Source organism: Streptomyces sp. NPDC032161 (assembly GCF_040636995.1).
GTDB lineage: Bacteria > Actinomycetota > Actinomycetes > Streptomycetales > Streptomycetaceae > Streptomyces.
Genome location: NZ_JBEZVN010000031.1, coordinates 34,905 through 52,127 on the forward strand (window position 1 = coordinate 34,905; position 17,223 = coordinate 52,127).

Here is a 17,223-nt window from a genome sequence, read left to right on the forward strand (position 1 = left end):
GTGGTTGCCGTCCGTGCGTCTAGGGGAGCTCCGCCGCGTATCGGGAGCCCGGGGTGTGCCGCCTCCAGCGGGAGCCGTCGGGCATGCCGGAACGGACGAACTCGCTCCACAGCGCGCGCATCCGGGTCCCGGCCGACGCGAGTGTCCGAGGGGGGACCCCGGACAGCATCGGCGCACCGCGCCAGGCGGCGCCGACACCGTCGTCCCCGTCCTCGGCCTGTCCGAACAGCAGCGGGAGTTCGATGCAGTGGCAGGCGCCGAACGGTCCGCCGACGGGGAAGCGGTGGACCTGGTAGCGGTAGACGCGCGCACCGGCCCCGGCAAGCAGATCGGCGAGGCTCCGGGTCGGGGCGTCGAAGACCTTCCGCCGGATCAGTCGTTCCGCGCCGTCGGCGACCGGGCCCCCGGCCAGGGGAACACTTCTCACCTTGTGGAAGACGGGGTGGTGACCGAAGAACGCCTTCATCTCGTCGCGGGTGGTGCCGAGCACGATGTCCAGTCCCCCGCGGGCCCGGTCCAGCACGGACGTGCGCCAGGTCTCCGGGTCCGGCAGCGGACCGGCGTCGGCCACGGGGAGGAACGGCGGGGCGGAGTTGAGCCCCAGCCGTCCGGCGGACAACCGGGCGGCACGACCCTGCGCGGCGAGGATCTCGGCGACCGTCGCCCGGAACGGGTCGGTCCCCAGTTGCTGGAGGAACAACTCGCCGACCCGCTCGGCCTCCCGCTGCGTGGCGAAGCCGAGCCCGAGCGGCGCGCTCTGGAGCACGGCACGGTGGAAGAGGCGCGCCGAGCCGGCCGCCCCGAGGATCGCGGCGATCGAATGCGCGCCCGCCGACTGACCGACCACCGTCACCCGGCGGGGGTCGCCGCCGAACGCGTGGATGTTGTCCTGGACCCATTCCAGGGCCGAGATCTGGTCCAGCAGTCCGAGGTTGCCCCCGGACACGCCGGGTGCGCGCAGGTAGCCGAGCGCTCCGAGCCGGTAGCCGACCGACACCACGATGATGCCGCCCTCCGCGCTCAGCCGTCGCGCGTCGTAGACGTCCCACTCGCCGCTGCCCGACAGATAGGCGCCGCCGTGCAGCCACACCATGACGGGCCGCGGTCCGGAAGGTTCCGGCCCGGTGTCCGACGTGATGCCGGGTGTGGTGACGGTGAGGCGCAGGCAGTCCTCGGACTGCGGCAGCGTGCCGGCCGCGCCCATCACCCCTTCCAGGCGGGACGGTGTCTGCGGTGCGATGCGGCCGGGCTCGGTGGCGTCGACGGGCTCGTCGGTGTGCGGCGTGGGCCGTCGCGGGACCCCGAACCGCTCGGCCTGCGCGTACCGGATCCCTCGGAAGACCGTGACCCGGCCCTTGTCGCCCTGGGTTCCCCGCCATGTTCCGGCCTCGGTGGACACCACCGTCATCGGATCAGCCTCCTTACGCAAGTCGACTTGCGTTGAGGTGAAGTAAAAACCTCTGCGAGACGTATCGCAAGTGCACCTGCGATACTTCTTCTCATGACTTCCTCTGCCGACGACCGGGTCCGGGGAATGCGGGGGGCCCGGCTGCGGAGCGCCGTGCTCGACGCGACCATCGCCCGCATCGGGACCGTCGGGATCGACGACACCCGGATCGCCGACATCGCCCGGACGGCGGGCGTGCACGAGACGTCGATCTACCGGCGATGGAAGACCCGCCCCCGCCTCCTCATCGACGCGCTGCTGACGCACACCGAGAAGTCGGTGCCGATCCCCGACACCGGGTCGGTCCGGCAGGACCTGATCGACTTCTTCACCGACCTCGCCGCCTTCGTGTCGACGCCGACGGGCATCGCCTTCGTCCGGGGCACGGTCGTCTCGGACCGGGATCCCGAGGTCGAGGCGGCACGGAAGGAGTTCTGGGTCGAACGGATCGGCAAGGCGGCCGTCATCCTGGACCGCGGCAAGGCCCGGGGGGAGATCGCCGACGACGTCGACCCCGAACTGGTCCTGTTCACACTCGGGGGGCTGCTGCACATCCATGTCACCCACATCGGAACCGTGCTGCCGGCCGAGACCGTGGTACGCGCGGTCGACCTCGCCCTGACCGGGATCGGGCCCCGTACGAACTCCTGATGGGAGTACGACGGTCGGCGCCGGTCCGGGTGGAGAGCCGGCCGCGGAAGGCGAGGACTGGGAGCCGGTCAGGGCGACGTCGCCCACGGGCTCCACCCGGCCCGGCGCGGACGGGGGCCGGCGACACGCGCGGTCGACCTGGTGTGTCATCAGTACGCGGCCGACGGCAGCACCCGATTCGAGAAGCACCGCGCGACGAACACCGGTGACAAGAGGCACGCCGCCGGGGCGGACAGCGACGAGCCCTGATACGCCGACTGCATCGCCTCCGGTTCTCCTGGCCGAACCGCCGCTCGCGCCGGTCCGCTCCGCGCGGAATGGACAGGCCATGTGCGGGCCCCCGCCCGCACGGGGTCGGCGCAGTGGTGGCGGGAAGCAGAGGGGCGCTTCGAACCGCCCATGCACGGATCCGGCGTTGACCTCCGGTCGGGTGGTCCGGCGCCCCGGACGCCGGGTGATGTGGCGTCCGGTCGGGTGGTCCGAAGTCATCGCCGGGTCGGCGACACCAGAAGTCCTTCGCCCGTGTGGGCAGGATTCCTCCTGCAACAACCTGGAGTCCTGCCGTCGCGCAAGAGAGGCATCGTATGAAACTCATCGTCCGGACCGGGCTCGCCGCGGTGCTGGCGGTCGGAGTCGTCGCGGCGGCCGTCGCCCCCGCCTCCGCCGCCTTCGGCCCCGGGAGGGCCCGCGCGGTGGCCGATACGCACGCCGTCGCGGCCAATCCGAAGGCGATCAAGCCGGCCGCGTACAACCAGGCGCGGAGCATCCTGGCCAACGCCGGGAGCCAGACGGCGGCCAAGTCGCATCCCGTGCACGGGAAGGACGATGTGCCGGTCGGTCACGGAACCAGCCTGCTGGCCGCGGCGCGCGACGAGTTCCGGCAGGCCGACCGGAACCTCCCGGCGAACCAGAAGAAGTCGGACATGTCTACTCCGCACTACAACGCGATTCACAGCGCGGCGAAGGCGATGGGCGTCGACAGGTGGTGACGCGGTAGACCCGCCGCTCGCGGGCGCGACCGTTCGGACGCGCGAATTCGGGACGCACGGAGAATGCGACGGAGCCCTTCCCCTATAGGGGAAGGGCTCCGTGAGCGAGCGCTGGGCAGGCCTTGCACCTGCATCTCCCCGCAGGAAGCGGGGCGCCTTTCCTTGGACCACCAACGCATTGCCGACCGCTGTGAGTTGCTGCGGACTGACAAGATCAACTGTAGCGCATGCGGGGCGTCGGTCGGAACCGGCCGGCGTACGAGCGGCCCGCCGCGGTCCGTTCCCGTTCGAGGTCTCGACGGGGCACGGGCGGGAACGGGACGGGCCGACGGCCTGTCAGGCCGTCTGCATCGCCGTCCGCGGCTGCGGTTCGGCGGGGTGGTCGAGCGGGATCCTCCGTGTGAGCTCGTCCCCCTCGACGTCGAGGTCGGGCAGAAGACGGTCCGGTCGGCCCGGGATCCACCACCCTGCCCGGCATCGCGCCGTACGTCGCGGCGAAGCACGCGGTGGTGGGCCTGACCCGGGCCACCGGCCGGACCGCGCTCGGCGCCCTCGTCGGCGACCTCGCCACGGCCGCTGTCGTGTACGCGCTCGGCGGCCGACGCTCCACGGCCACCGCCCGGTTCGTCGTCACCGGCATCGCCGTGAGCGCGGTCCTCACCTCGGTCAACACCTGGCTGATGTACGGCGCCGACACGTCCGTCGCCGCCCGCGCGGCCCAGTGGACCGCGGGCAGCCTCGACGCGCTCGGCTGGGAACAGGCCGTTCCGGCCCCGGTGGCCATCGCCCCGCTCGCCCTCGCCACCGCGCTGTTCGCACGCACCCTGCGCGCCCTCGAACTCGGCGACGACGTGGCCACCTCCCCCGGCGTACGGGTCGTCCGCGGGCGGCTGCTCCTCGCCACGGTGGGCGTCGCGCTCACGGCCGTGGCCACCTCGGTCGCGGGCCCCCTCGCGTTCGTGGCCCTCGCCGCCCCGCAGATCGCCCGGCTCCTCTACCGCCGCACGCCCGGGATCAGCCTTCCCGGCGCCGCCCTGGTCGGTGCCGTCCTGCTCGCCGGGGCCGACTGGGTCGCCGCTCATGCCTTCGCCCCGGCCCAACTCCCCACCGGTGCCGTCACCGTGAGCGCCGGAGGCGGGTACCTGCTCTGGCTGCCCCTCGGCCGCCGACGCAACGGCCGGACGGGGTGAGGGCGGGGGCACTGCCGTTCGAGCAGCAGCCCGGAAAGGTGAGTTCTGCGGGTGCGCGGTCGACAACCGCCCCTGACATCCGCCGACCCATGCCCGTTTTGAGGTTGGTCGCCATTGAATGGGCCGTTCTATACGGTTGTGCGGCCCGACGAGGGCGCGGGCCACAATGGCGGGCGGTTCCGACGGCATCCAGGTCTCCGGGGAGTGCTTCTTGTCCATCGAGCGTCCGCGGCGCGTCGGCACGCCTGCCGCCCTCAGCGACCGCCCTGCCGCACCCGGCATCCCGTCGGCCCGCGCCGACGACGGCTCTCACGGGTCCGCGGAGGCGCCGGGGCCGGAGACGCCGAGCGGATCCGCGGAGGCGTCGGGGCCGAAAACGTCGAGCGGGTCCGTGAAGGCATCGGAGCAGGAGACGCCGAGCGGATCCGTCGTGGTACCCGGACCGGAGACATCGAGCGGGTCCCCGGGCGTGCCGGGGCCGGAGACGTTGGACGCGGATGCCTTCCATCATGCCCTTCGCGGGGCCATCGCCGCCGACGCGCCTCGTGGCACGGCCGCCCGGATCGCGGCGGAGGCCGTACGGCGGCTCGGGGAAGCGCCTCCCCATGTTCCCGATCTGCGGCTGCTGTTGCTCGAGGCCCCGGTCACGGAGCTGTGGGCGCGGGCCCGTCGGGCGGCGCTCGGCGCGATCGCCTCCGACCCCGCTCTCGCGCCCCGCGTCGTCTCCCTGCACGCCCAACTGCTGCGTCTGCCCTCGGCGACGGTCCGGGAAGGGCACGAACCCGGGAGCGAGCAGGCCTTCGTGGCGCGGGCGGCATTCGCGTCCGACGGGCACGAGGTCACCGGAAGCGTCCAGCGGGCCCACACGCGCAAGGCCGCCCGTCAGCGGGCCATGGCGGGCCTCGTCGCCGCGCTCGCCGGGCTGGAGGACCCCTTCGCCGGGCACGTCGGGGCGCGGCCCGGACCGATCGGCGCGGTGCCGCCCCCGGCGCGGGCGCCGCGGCGTGCCCCCGCACCACGGGTTCCGGCCAAGCCGTCGGTTTCACCCGCGCCACCGGTCCCTCCCGCACCGCCGGTCCCGGCCGGGCCGCCCGTCCCGCCCGCGTCCGCCCAGGAACCCCCGCGGGCCCTCGCGGCGAGCGCGCCCGAACTGTTCGACGCACGCACCGTCGTCGACCGGCTCCTCGCCGGGGGCGCGGCCTTCACCCTGCTGTCCTCCACGCATCCGGCGCGCACCGCGTGGATGGCCTTCCGGCCCGACGGCTCACCGCTCGCCGAGGCCGAGGCCCCCGCGGCGCCGTTGCCGGCGGTCACCCGTGAGCTCGTCCTGGCCGGCCCGGGCGGCATCATGCCGCGCCGCGCCACCGTGACCGGGATCGCCGTCCCGCTCGGCCTCGCCCTGCCGGCCCTGCTGGCGTCCCGGGACGGGGAGCATCCGTCGGTGACCGGGTGGCGGCACGCCGTCCGGCTGGGCCTGGACTGCGTGGCGCGGCGACGCGTCCACCCCGCCCTGACCGCCGACGGCCAGGACTGCTGGCGCGTCGGGCCGGTCACCGACGTGCTGCGCCGGGCCGCGGCCGACGCCGCCGTGCGGCTGGCCCCCGAGGGCCACTGTCTCCTCGCCGGTACGACACCCGCCCGTGTGCCCGCGCCCGAAGCGGCGGTGTGGGCCCTCCTGGACGCCGTCGCCGACAGCATGCTCCGTACCCCGGGCGCCTCCGTGCTCCTCGGGGCCGGCCCCTATTGCGGGCCCCCCGAGCAGCAGGCCGGGCCGTTGCCGGAGTTGTGGAAGTGGGCCGACGCGATCGAGGACACCGTCGACCCCCGCCCCGTCCCCGGTCTGGTGCTGCGCGTCAAGCAGCCCGACGCGACCGGGGAGGCACCCGCGGTGCCCGTCACCCTGCACCTCGGCGCCCCGGACGGGCGGGAGACCGTGTCGGCGATCGGCGTCTGGGACGGGCGCACGCCGCATCCGGACCTCACGCCCGCGCTCCTGCCCGGCGTGCGCCGGGTCCTGCGCCGCGCCGCCCGGGTCTTCCCGCCCCTCGCCGGCCTGGCCGTCCAGGAGCGGCCCAACGGGACCACCCTGTCCGCGCACGACCTGGTCCGGCTCCATCTCCACGCGGCCGGCCCGCTCTCCGGCCTCGGCGTCACCGTCCAGTGGCCCGCCTTCCTCGTCGGAACCCTCACCTCCACCGCCGTCGTCGGCGGCCACGACGAGAGCGCGCCGAGCGCGGGCAGGGGCGGCTGTCTGGCCCTGGAGAGGCTGGTGGACTGCCGCTGGCACATCGACCTCGACGGCGAGCCGCTGACCGACGAGGAGATGACCGCCCTGGCCGAGGCCGTACGGCCGCTGATCCGGCTGCGCGGCCGCTGGCTGCTCGTCGACCCCGACACCGCCCGCCGCGCCCGCGAGCGCGCTCTGGCGCCGTTGCCGTCGCTGGACGCCCTCGCCGCCGCCCTGTCCGGTGCGCTCGCCGTCGACGGCGAGATGCTCCGGGTCCGGCCCGCCGGAACCCTCGCCGCCCTGGTCGAGAAGCTGCGCCGGGCCCCCTCGGACCCGCGGCCCGTCCCGCCGCCGTCCGGGCTGAAGGCCACGCTGCGCCATTACCAGCAACGGGCCCTGACCTGGCTGGCCCACACCACGGGCATGGGCTTCGGCGCGCTGCTGGCCGACGACATGGGCCTGGGCAAGACACTGACCGCCATCGCCCTGTACCTCCACCGCGCCGAGACCGTCCCGGACGCCGGGCCGACCCTGGTGGTGTGTCCGGCCTCCCTCATGACCAACTGGCAGCGGGAGATCGACCGCTTCGCCCCGGGCACGACCGTCGTGCGCTACCACGGCTCCGGCCGCGCCCTCGACGCCGAGGCCCTCGACCACCGTTGCGTCGTCGTCACCACCTACGGCACGCTGCGCCGCGACACCCGCGCGCTCGCCGCCCTCCGCTGGGGGCTCGTCGTCGCCGACGAGGCCCAGCACGCCAAGAGCCCCGCCTCGGCGACCGCCGTCGCGCTGCGCGAACTGCCCGCCCGGGCCCGGCTCGCCGTCACCGGCACTCCGGTCGAGAACAACCTCACGGAGCTGTGGGCCGTCCTCGACTGGACCAACCCCGGCCTCTTCGGCTCCCGGACCGCCTTCCGCGCCCGCTACGGCACCGTGGAGAAGGACGTCGGGTCACCGGCGGCCGCACAACTCGCCCGCCTGATCGGCCCGTTCATGATGCGTCGGCACAAGTCGGACCCCGGCATCGCCCCCGAACTGCCCGGCAAGGTCCACCACACCCGGGTCGTGTCCCTGACGGACGAACAGATCGGCCTGTACGAGGCGACCGTCCGCGACACCATGGACGCGATCGCCCGCAGCACGGGCATCGCCCGCCGCGGCCTGGTCCTGGGGCTCCTCCAGGCTCTGCGGCAGATCTGCGACGCCCCCGCCCTCTACCTCAAGGAACCTCTCGACGACGGCGCCGACGGCCCGGCCGGCTCCGTACGGCGGTCGGGCAAACTGGCGGCGCTGGACGAGCTGCTGTCCACGCTCGCCGGCCGCGGCGAGGCCGCTCTGATCTTCACCGGCTACGTGGGGATGGGCCGCATCCTCGAACGCCATCTGCGCGCCCGCGGCCACCGCTCCGTGTACTTCCTCCACGGGCAGACGCCGCCCGCCCGCCGCCAGGACCTGGTCGACCGCTTCCAGCACGACCCCGACCCGGCCCCGCTGTTCGTCCTGTCGGTGAAGGCCGCGGGCACCGGGCTCAACCTCACCCGCGCCGAGCACGTCGTCCACTACGACCGGCCCTGGAACCCCGCCGTCGAGGACCAGGCCACCGACCGCGCGTACCGCATCGGCCAGCGCCGTACCGTCCAGGTCCACCACCTGATCACCGAGGGCACGGTCGAGGACCACATCGCCGAGCTCCTCGCCCGTAAACGCGCCCTGACCGAGGCGGTCCTCACCTCCGGCGAGAGCGCCCTCGCCGATCTCGACGACACCGAACTGGCCGCCCTCGTCACCCTCCAGGGAACCCGATGACCACCTCCGCCGGCCCCCGCAGCACGGAGCCCCTCGTCACGGTCTGGAAGCGGCACTTCCATCTGGCCACCGACGGCTCCGCCTCCCACGCCAAGGGCCTCGCCCTGCACCGCAACGGCGCCGTCGGCCAGATCCACGCCGCCCCCGGACGGTTCTCGGCGGCCGTCACCGTGAAGAGGGCCGCTCTCAAGGCCGCCCTTTCCTTCCCCGAACTCACCCAGGAGCAGGGGCACGCACTGACCGCCCGGCTCGTGGACGTCCCCGCCGCGGTCGCCGACCTCCTGGCCGGACGCCTGCCCGCCTCGATCGCGGACCTGTTAGCCGAGCGCGTACCGGTGGCCGACGATCCCGCCGAGGGCGGGGACGGGGCCGCGGGCTCCCGCGTCGGCGGGGTCTCCGTCGTCCCGGGAGCCGACGAGATCCGCTTCTCGTGCACCTGCCCGCCCGGGCGGGCCGGCCGCGTGTGCGACCACAGTGCGGCCGTCGGCCACGCCGTGGCCGAACGCCTGGCCGGTGGCGCCTCCCTGCTGCTCACCGCCCGGGGCATGCGTACCCGGGACCTCGCCGCGCTCCTCCGCGCTCGCGTGACCGACACCGTTCCCGGCGCCCTGCCCGCCGACGCGAACGGCACCGTCCGCGCCGACCAGGCCTACTCGCTCTGGACGCACCGCCCGCCGCGGAGGCCCGGGGCGGAGGACAGGAACGGGGCCGGGGCGGAGACCGGGGCCGGGTGGGGGGCCGGGGGCGGCCCGGACTCCGTCGACCCGCTCACCGACGCCCTCGACGACCCGCCCGCCCCTTGTCCCCCGGCGCGGGAACTGGCGTGGATGACCGAGGACGCCGCCGACCGCGCCCGCGCCCTGCTGGCCGGGACCGGGGCGGCGGGTCGGCCGCACGACGAACTCGCCGACGTGGTGCGGGTCCTGGCCACGCCCGACGGTGTGCACCGGATCCCGGACGCCGTCCGCGCCACCGGCCACGACGAGGCCGCGCTGCGCACGTCGGTGATCGGATACCGGCACGGCGGCCCGGCCGGGGCCCATGCCGCCCTGGCCCCGGCCCCGGTCCCGGACGCCGTCCTGGAACGGGCCAGGGACGCCGTCCGCGCGTCCGGGGCGCTGTCCCTCGGCGGCATCGACGTCGTCGACGGCGCCCTCACCGACACCACCGCCGGTGTCCAGCTCCGCCCGGGACCGGACGGCCGTTGGTTCCCGTTCACCTCGTTCGGCGAGGAATGGCGGCCGGCCGCCGGATGCTCCGCCGATCCGGTCGAGGCGTACCGGGCCGCCCGCCGCGCACGTACGGCGCGGCCGACAATACGCTGACGCATCGTCACTCACCGGTGCCTGTCAGGAGACCCGGCACCCGTGCCGCGCCCCGGAGGCGCTCGCGAACGCCGCCAGGAGATCCGTCATGGCCTCGGAGGTCGCTTTGTCCACCGGGGCCGGCTCGCCGTCCTCCCCCTTGGGCGGAGTGAGTGTGAAGTACCCGGTGGCGAGCGCGCCGGGCACGGGTGGGACCGGGTCCGTGAGCCCGTGACGCTGCCGGGGTGGCGACGGTCGAGGTACCTCTCCCGCTCGGAGGAGGGGCCGTAGTACGCGGTCAGGACCAGGTCGCCGTGCTCGCCGCGTTCGACGTCGCACTCCTCGGTCAGCGTGCGGCCCGCCGCGCCTTCCCGGACGGCCGTGGCCCGCAGGGCCCCGGCGACGTCCCGGGACACCGCGCCCCGGCAGGTGCCGGTCGCGTCGGCGACCGGACGCGTGGTGCCGGCTGGGCGGTCCACGGTCGTGGGGCGTTCGCCCAATTTCCCTTCGCAGCCGAAGCGTTCGGCGGCCCGCCGGGCGGTCTCGGTGGCGAGGCGGGCCACCTGGGTCACCTGAGCCGCGGAGAGGTCGCGGCCGAACCCCGGCGCCCTCGTGAGCACGAGCAGGCCCTGGCCCGCCAAGGGTGCGCAGTCGACGAGCACGGCGGCCTCGGGGCCGCCCCGGACCGGCCGTGGCGGCGGTGGCCACGACGGGGATGAGCACGCCGTGGGGCCCGGGCGGGGCGGGGCCGGTCCGACCGCGCTCGTCGGTGCGCCCGGGCGCGGGGGTCGACAAGAGCGGTGGGGCGGATCAGTATGGGGGGCCGTTGGGGCGGCAGGGCCACTTGGGGAGGGCTGTTGCACGGCGTGGGGTCTGACCTGGTCGCGATCGTCGGCATGGCGGGACGGTTCCCGCAGGCGCCGGACACGGACGCTCTGTGGGAGCTGCTGATCGACGGCGGTGACGCCATCGGACCGGTGCCGCCGGAGCGGTGGGACGCCGGGGAGGTGCTCGACCCGACGCGCGAGATCCAGTCGGTCGGGGGGTTCATCGACGGCGTCGACCTGTTCGACGCGGAGTTCTTCGGCATCTCGCCCCGTGAGGCGGAAGTCCTCGACCCGCAGCAGCGGTTGATGCTGGAGACCGTCTGGCGGGCCCTGGAGGACGCCGGTGAGGCGGCCGGCTCGCTGCGCGGATCGCGCACCGGGGTGTACGTCGGCGGGCTGTGGCACGACTACGAACTGCTGCGCAAGGACGCGGGCGCGGGGGCCACGCAGCACAGCATCGTCGGCAACTCGCTCGACATCGTCTCGTCCCGGATCTCCTACGTGCTCGGCCTGACCGGGCCCAGCCTGACCATCGAGAGCAGTTGTTCGTCGTCCCTGGTCGCCCTGCACCAGGCATGTCAGGCGCTGCGTCACGGCGAGGTCGACGCGGCGCTGGTGGGCGGGGCGAACCTGATGCTGACACCCGAGGTGACGGTGGGGCTCACCCACTTCGGCGGACTCTCGCCCACCGGGCGCTGCCATGCCTTCGGCGCCGGGGCGGACGGGTTCGTGCGCGGCGAGGGCGTCGTCGTCGTGTATCTCAAGCCCCTGCGCAACGCGTTGCGCGACGGCGACCGGGTGCGCGCGGTGGTGGTGGCCAGTGCCGTGAACAACGACGGCGGCGGGGACAGCCTCGTCACCCCGAACCCGGCCGCCCAGCGGGATCTGCTGCGGCGGGTGTACGGGGCGGGCACCGTGCCGGTGGAGAGGCTCGCGTACGTCGAGGCGCACGGCACCGGGACCGTGCGCGGCGACACCGCCGAGGCCGGGGCGCTCGGCGAGGTGCTGGGCCGGGCCATGGAGGGGCGTCGGCTGTACATCGGCTCGGTCAAGACCAACATCGGCCACCTCGAACCGGCGGCGGGGCTGGCCGGGGTCGTCAAGTCGGTGCTGGCGCTGGAGCACGGTGTCGTGCCACCGAGTCTGCACGCCGAGGAGCTCAGTCCGGACATCGACTTCGACGGGCTGAACCTGGCCGTCGCCCGGGAACCCCTCGCTCTGGTGCCGGGCAGCCACATCGGTGTCAACTCGTTCGGCTGGGGCGGGACGAACGCGCACGTCGTCCTGACCGGGCCGCCCGGAGCCCCCGACTCCTTGAAGTCCGAGTCCGACCCCGCTCCCGACTCCTCCGAGTCCGGCTCCGGCGCACCCTTCCTGCTGCCGCTGAGCGCGCACTCCGCCGAGGCCCTGGAACAACGCACCGCGGACATACGTGAGTTGGTCGACAAGGGGGCCTGCGCCCGGGAGGTGGCACGGACCCTGGCCTGGCACCGGGACCACTTCCCGGAGCGGCGGGCGCTGATCGGCCCCGAGCCGGCCGGGACGGTGTCCGGACGGGCCCGGGAGGTCGGCGGGGTCGCCCTGCTCTTTCCCGGACAGGGCGCGCAGTGGACGGGCATGGGCGCGGGCCTGTACGGGCACGACGCGGCCTTCACCGACGCCATGGACCGGTGTGCCCGGGCCCTGTCGCGGCACGTCCCGTGGGACGTGCGCGACCTCGTCACGGGCCGGGTGGTGCCGTCCGGGGTGGAGCAGGTGCAGCCCGCGTCGTGGGCCATGTCGGTGTCGCTCGCGGCGGCGTGGGCGGACGCGGGTGTGACACCGGACGTGGTGGTGGGCCACAGCCAGGGCGAGATCGCGGCCGCGGCGGTGGCGGGAGCGCTGTCGCTGGAGGACGCCGCCCTGGTGGTGAGCAGGCGCAGTGCGATCCTCCGCGGGGTCGCCGGGCGCGGCCGGATGCTGGCCGTCGACCTCGGTCCGGAGCGCGCGGCGAAGGCGCTGGAGGGCTTCGAGGGGCTGGTCGAGCTGGCCGTGCACAACGGGCCGCGGTCCTGCGTGCTGTCCGGTGACGAGGACTCGGTGCTGCTGCTCCAGGAGATCCTCGGGGCCGACGACGTGTTCTGCCGTCTGGTGGACGTCGACTACGGGTCGCACAGTCCGCAGATCGACGCCATCGTGCCGGCGATCCGGGAGGCGCTGGCGCCGGTGACCCCGCGCCGGGGGCACACTCCCCTGCTGTCCACGGTGGACCTGCGGCGGCTCGACGGCACGGAGCTGGACGCCGGGTACTGGGCGGCCAACCTGCGCGGCCGGGTGCGTTTCGCCGAGGCGGTGGGCCTGCTGCTGGACGACGGGGTGACGCATCTGGTCGAGGTCAGCCCGCATCCGGGGCTGGGCACCGCGCTCCGCCAGATCGGTGAGGAACGCGGCGAACCGCCGGTCGTGCTGGGCACGTTGCGCCGGGGCGAGGGGACGCACCGGGACCTGTTCCGGGCCTTCGGCGAGGCGTACGTCTCCGGGCTGGACGCCTGGGGTCCGCGTCCGGCGCGGCGTCCCCCGGTGGCCGTGCCGCCGTACCCGTTCCGGCGCGAGCGCCACTGGGTCGCGCCCCGGCGCGGCGGAGCGGCGACGGGTACGGGCGGCCGACTGGCGGTGTCGCCGGCGCCTTCGACGGCGGCGGGGGTGTGGGAGGACGCCGTCGAGGTGTCCGTCGGGGCGCATCCGTGGCTGGCCGATCACCGGGTGCACGACACGGCCGTCTTCCCGGCGGGCGGCCATCTCGCCCTGGCGCAGCACTCGTTGCGCGGGCGTGGCGACGGCCCGCTCGTGCTGCGCGACATCGCTCTGCCGACGGCGCTGGCGGTCGGTGAGGAACCGTCGAGGCTCGCGGTGACCTGGCGTCCGGGTGCGGGCCCGGCCGGTGTGGTGTCCGTCGCCTCGCGCACCGGGGGCGAGGAGGACGGCGGGGGCGGATGGTCGCGGCATTTCCGCGCGGTGGCGTCCTGGGGTGCCCCGGTGCCCTTCGACACGTTCCCGGACCACCTGCTCGACGGGAAGGACCTGGACGCGGACGGCTTCTACCGGGACTGTGCGCGGCGGAACCTTCCGTACGGTGCGGCGTTCCGGTCGGTGACCGGCGGGCACCTCGCCGGGGACGAGGCCCTGGTCCGGTTGGAGCTGCCGCCCGGGAGCCGGTCCGGGGACATGGCGGGGGCGCTCCATCCGGTGCTGTGGGACGGCGTTCTGCAGGCCGCTCTCGCCCTGGGCGAGGGGCCGTCGGTGCCGGTCGCCGTGGACTGTGCGGCGATGACCGTGACCGGTGCGCGGCGGTTGTGGGTGCACGCGGCGCGCGCGGCGGACCGGGACGGTTTCGACCTCGCGGTGTTCGACGACGACCGTGAGCCGGTGGGCCGGCTGACGGGAGTGGTGCTGGCCGAGGTACCGGGCGGCGGCGGGGAGCAGGACGACATCGGCCGCCACGTGTACCGGATGGTCTTCGAGCCCCGTGCGCGTCGGGCCCCGCGTCATGAGGGGAACGATCCGGCCGGTGCGGGGAACTCGGCGGGTTCCGCGGGTCCGGCCGGTGCGGCGGATCGTGCGGGTCCGGCCGGTCGTGTCGTCGTCCGGGGGCGGGCGGGCGCGACGGCGGAGGCGCTGCCGGACGCGCTCGGTCCGGAGGACCTCGGCGAGGCGGACACCGTGGTCTTCGTCGCGCCCGAGCGGGGATGGGCGGGTCTGGTGGAGCTGACGGAACTGATCCGCCGCTGCCTGGACGAGAACCCCTCGGCGGGACTGGCGGTGGTGGTCCGGGAGGACACGGAGTCCGCCGGGTTGTACGCGGGCTTCGTGGCCGTGGTGCAGGCGGAGTACCCGCAGTTCGGCGCGCGGCTCATCGAGACGGACACGTTCTCGGCCGAGCTGGTGGACGAGCTGTCGGCCGCCGAGGACCGCGTGGTCCTGCGCGGTGGTGAGCGCCTGGTCGGACAGCGGGTGCGGGGCGGCTCCCCCCGTACGCCCGCGCCGTGGCGCACCGGTGGGGCCGGGCAGCCGTTCCGGCAGGGGATCGCACGACCGGGCGCTCTCGACTCGCTGTGCCGCTGGCCGCTGGACCGGTCGGCACCCGGCGAGGGGCGGGTGGAGGTCGCCGTCGACGCGGCGTCGCTGAACTTCATCGACGTGATGAAGGCCATGGGCGTCTACCCGGACGATTCGGCGGACCGCGAACTCCTGGGGCTGGACTGCGCGGGCGAGGTGACCGCCGTCGGACCCGGGGTGACGGGGACCGCCGTCGGGGACCGGGTGGTCGCCTGTGGTTTCGGGGCGCTCGCCAGCCATGTCACCGTCGACGCCCGGCATGTCGTGCCGGTGCCCGCCGCGCTGAGCGCCGTCGAGGCGGCGGCCCTGCCCATGGTGCTCATCACCGCCTACTGCGCGCTCGTCGAGGTGGCGAGGACCGGGCCCGGGGAGACGGTGCTCGTGCATTCCGCCACCGGGGGTCTCGGCCTGGCCGCGCTGCAGGTCGCTCGGCGGGCGGGCGCGACGGTGATCGCCACGGCCGGTACCGAGGACAAGCGCCGCCGTCTGCGGGACATGGGTGTGGCGCACGTCTTCGACTCGCGCGGTCTCGACTGGGCGGCGCGGGTGCGGGAGGTCACGGGCGGGCGGGGGGTGGACGTGGTGCTCAACTCCCTGTCCGGCGCCGCCCTGCCCCTCGGCATGGAGGTGCTGGCCGAGGACGGCCGCTTCGTGGAGGTCGGCAAGCGGGACATCCACGCCGGGACCTCCGTCGACCTCGGGGTGTTCAAGAAGTCGATCTCCGTGGCGGCCGTCGACATCGCCGGTCTGCTGCGCCGCCGCCCGGAGCGTTTCGCGTCGCTGCTCAGGACCGTGTGGGATCTGGTGGAGGCGGGCGAGCTCGGTCCCCTGCCGGTGCGCGCCCGGGACTTCGCCGACGCCGAGGACGCGGTGCGCACCATGGCGCGCGGCGAACACATCGGCAAGGTCGTGCTCACCGCTCCGGCCCGGTCGGGACCGGTCCGGCCGCAGCCCCTGTCGGACGGGCGGCTGCGCGCCGGGGGCACCTATCTGATCACCGGTGGTCTCGGCGCGCTGGGCCTGTCGCTGGCGGAGTTCCTCGCGGACTCGGGGGCCGGGGCGATCGCGCTCCTCGGACGGTCCGCGCCGGACGATCCGGGCCGGATCGAGGCACTGCGGGCCACCGGGGCCCGGGTGGGCGTGTGGTCGGCCGACGTGGCCGACGAGCGGCGCATGCGGGAGGTGCTGGACGAGATCCGTACGCGGTTCCCTCCGCTGCGCGGGGTGTTCCACGCGGCGGGCGTCCTGGACGACGCGACCCTGCTCGGTCTCGACGCCGGCCGGATCGAGCGGGTGCTGCGCCCGAAGGCGCGCGGTGCCCGGGTGCTGCACGAACTCACCGCCGACGACGGCCTCGACCTGTTCGTGCTGTTCTCGTCGGCGGCGGCGTACGTCGGCACGGCCGGTCAGGCGGCCTACGCGGCGGCCAACAGCGCACTGGACGCCCTGGCGCTGGAGCGGCGCCGGGCCGGGCTGCCCGGGCTGAGCGTGCAGTGGGGTCCGGTGTCCGGCGTCGGGCTCGCGGCGCGGTCGGCCGATCGCGGCGACCGGCTGGCGGACCGGGGGCTGGGCGGAGTCGACGTCGACGCGTGCTGGCGGGCGCTGCGCCGGTTCATCGAGACGGACGAGGCGGTCGTCGCGTATGCCGCGCTCGATCCCGAACGGTGGCGGGAGACGTATCCGGCCACGGCCTCGCAGTCCAGCTGGCAGTCGCTCGCGGCCGCGGACCGGGCGGTGGTCGACACGGGGCTGCGGAACGTGCCCGCGCGGCGGCGCAGGGAGCTGGTGGAGGAGGTGGTGCGCCGCGACGCCGCGTTCGTGCTGCGCGTGGACGGGGACAAGCTGGCCCGGGACGTGCCGCTGAGGTCGCTGGGGCTGGACTCGCTGATGTCGGTGGAGTTGCGCAACCGGCTGGAGGCGTCGCTGGGGCTGCGGCTGAGTCCGACGCTGTTGTGGAAGTACGGCAGTCTGGCGCGCCTGGGTGCCGCGTTGTCCGAGCTGTTCGACACATCCGACACGTCCGATACGTACGGCACGTCCGGCACGTCCGACACGGAGGAGTCCGCCGCGCATGGGTGATCGCCCGGTCCTCGGCGTCGAGGAGACGCGTCTGCTGCTGGCGGAGTATCTGCCGGACGAGAAGGGACTGGACGTGGTCGAGGTGTCGGCCGACGGTCTGGTCCTCACCGTGTGTCCGTCGCGGCTGCCGGTGCGGCCGGGCGGCACGGTGTCCGGGCCGGCCCTCTTCGCGTTCGCCGACGTGGCCGGGTACGTCGCCGTCAGCGCCTATCTGGGCGCGACCCCGTCGGCGACGCTGACGTCGAGCAGTATCAGCTTTCTGGAGGCGGTGGAGCCGGGTGAGCTGCGGGCCCGGGTCCGGGCCGAGCGCATCGGGCGCCGGACGGGCGTGTTCACGGCACGGGTGGAGGACGGTCCGGGCCGCCTGGTCGCCCTGGCCACACTGCACTTCGCCTTCCCTGGCAGCAGGAGGCGCGCGCTGTGAGACTCGGAGCCTGTCGGGTGACCTTCGGCCGGAAAGCGGACGCGGTATGGTGCGTGCGATTCCAAGGCGCCGGGAGGTCTTCGGATGGGGTCTCCCCTGCTCCTTGAGAGCTTGGGGAAGGAGCTACGAGGGCATTCCGGCAACGCCGGAAGCGTGCGTGCCAGGGCGTGGCCGCCCGGTCGGA

9 protein-coding genes are annotated in these 17,223 nt (G+C 74.7%); 7 read left to right on the forward strand and 2 right to left on the reverse strand.

Annotated elements, in window-relative coordinates; all coding sequences use genetic code 11:
- Nucleotides 1-19 precede the first annotated feature (19 nt).
- Nucleotides 20-1,408 carry a carboxylesterase family protein gene (locus tag AB0E67_RS30135; protein ID WP_362032474.1) on the reverse strand — a complete coding sequence of 463 codons (1,389 nt, stop codon included), beginning with the start codon at nucleotides 1,406-1,408 and terminating at the stop codon, nucleotides 20-22.
- A gap of 93 nt (nucleotides 1,409-1,501) precedes the next feature.
- Here AB0E67_RS30135 and AB0E67_RS30140 point away from each other — a divergent pair, with 93 nt between their 5' ends.
- The 5 genes from AB0E67_RS30140 to AB0E67_RS30160 all read left to right on the forward strand — a co-directional run bounded on the left by AB0E67_RS30140 (nucleotide 1,502) and on the right by AB0E67_RS30160 (nucleotide 9,635).
- Complete coding sequence (locus AB0E67_RS30140) at nucleotides 1,502-2,098, forward strand: TetR/AcrR family transcriptional regulator C-terminal ligand-binding domain-containing protein (protein WP_362032477.1); 597 nt, start codon at nucleotides 1,502-1,504, stop codon at nucleotides 2,096-2,098.
- Nucleotides 2,099-2,682: 584 nt separating this feature from the next.
- A complete protein-coding gene (locus AB0E67_RS30145; protein WP_362032479.1) occupies nucleotides 2,683-3,087 on the forward strand; it encodes a hypothetical protein in 405 nt (134 codons plus the stop codon).
- Nucleotides 3,088-3,593: 506 nt separating this feature from the next.
- Nucleotides 3,594-4,277 carry an iron chelate uptake ABC transporter family permease subunit gene (locus AB0E67_RS30150; protein ID WP_362032482.1) on the forward strand — a complete coding sequence of 228 codons (684 nt, stop codon included), beginning with the start codon at nucleotides 3,594-3,596 and terminating at the stop codon, nucleotides 4,275-4,277.
- Nucleotides 4,278-4,764: 487 nt separating this feature from the next.
- A complete protein-coding gene (locus AB0E67_RS30155) occupies nucleotides 4,765-8,310 on the forward strand; it encodes a DEAD/DEAH box helicase (protein WP_362032485.1) in 3,546 nt (1,181 codons plus the stop codon).
- Nucleotides 8,307-9,635: a hypothetical protein gene (locus AB0E67_RS30160; protein WP_362032488.1), complete on the forward strand. Its 1,329-nt coding sequence runs from the start codon at nucleotides 8,307-8,309 to the stop codon at nucleotides 9,633-9,635. The genes AB0E67_RS30155 and AB0E67_RS30160 overlap by 4 nt, the downstream gene beginning before the upstream one ends.
- A gap of 24 nt (nucleotides 9,636-9,659) precedes the next feature.
- Here AB0E67_RS30160 and AB0E67_RS30165 read toward each other — a convergent pair whose 3' ends face one another.
- A complete protein-coding gene (locus AB0E67_RS30165; protein WP_362032491.1) occupies nucleotides 9,660-9,821 on the reverse strand; it encodes a hypothetical protein in 162 nt (53 codons plus the stop codon).
- A gap of 659 nt (nucleotides 9,822-10,480) precedes the next feature.
- Between AB0E67_RS30165 and AB0E67_RS30170 the strand changes: the two genes are divergently transcribed.
- Together AB0E67_RS30170 and AB0E67_RS30175 are read left to right on the forward strand one after the other, a co-directional pair.
- On the forward strand, nucleotides 10,481-16,615 hold the full coding sequence (locus AB0E67_RS30170) for an SDR family NAD(P)-dependent oxidoreductase (RefSeq protein WP_362032494.1): 6,135 nt from the start codon (nucleotides 10,481-10,483) through the stop codon (nucleotides 16,613-16,615).
- Nucleotides 16,608-17,039 (forward strand): PaaI family thioesterase, encoded by a 432-nt coding sequence (locus AB0E67_RS30175; protein ID WP_362032496.1) that lies wholly within the window; start codon nucleotides 16,608-16,610, stop codon nucleotides 17,037-17,039. Before AB0E67_RS30170 ends, AB0E67_RS30175 begins: the two co-directional genes overlap by 8 nt.
- The last annotated feature ends 184 nt before the right edge of the window (nucleotides 17,040-17,223 follow it).

Bases quoted from the DNA above. Each gene is read 5' to 3' on its own strand.
- AB0E67_RS30145 (WP_362032479.1), top strand. From the start codon at position 2,683: ATGAAACTCATCGTCCGGACCGGGCTCGCCGCGGTGCTGGCGGTCGGA.
- AB0E67_RS30175 (WP_362032496.1), top strand. From the start codon at position 16,608: ATGGGTGATCGCCCGGTCCTCGGCGTCGAGGAGACGCGTCTGCTGCTG.
- AB0E67_RS30140 (WP_362032477.1), top strand. From the start codon at position 1,502: ATGACTTCCTCTGCCGACGACCGGGTCCGGGGAATGCGGGGGGCCCGG.
- AB0E67_RS30160 (WP_362032488.1), top strand. From the start codon at position 8,307: ATGACCACCTCCGCCGGCCCCCGCAGCACGGAGCCCCTCGTCACGGTC.
- AB0E67_RS30135 (WP_362032474.1), bottom strand. From the start codon at position 1,408: ATGACGGTGGTGTCCACCGAGGCCGGAACATGGCGGGGAACCCAGGGC.